Below are 239 nucleotides of genomic sequence, written 5' to 3' on the forward strand. Positions count from 1 at the left end.
CCGTTTTGGTGTCGACGTCGGGGCTGTTCCTCTCCTGTCCGTGGCCGGTCTGTCCCTCCCCCGAGCGGCCGTTGTCGTTGAGGCGAGCGGGGGTGTATCCAGTCCGATCCTCGATATCTTTGAGAACTGGGAAGTACTGATCATCGGGGAGCTTCAGATTGCGTTTCCCCGTCTTCTCATCGTCCGCCTCATCGTCGTTTTCGTCGCTGTTGTTTTCACTTGAATTGTCGGAGAATTGT

Annotated in this window: 1 protein-coding gene; it reads left to right on the forward strand. The window is 56.5% G+C overall.

The window, feature by feature from the left end; genetic code table 11:
• The coding region (locus tag EXE42_RS18940; protein WP_158293769.1) for a hypothetical protein at window positions 1-223 on the forward strand (223 nt) is incomplete at its 5' end.
• Window positions 224-239 lie beyond the last annotated feature (16 nt).

Origin of the sequence: Halorubrum sp. SP3, assembly GCF_005435195.1 — an archaeon.
Taxonomy (GTDB): domain Archaea; phylum Halobacteriota; class Halobacteria; order Halobacteriales; family Haloferacaceae; genus Halorubrum; species Halorubrum sodomense.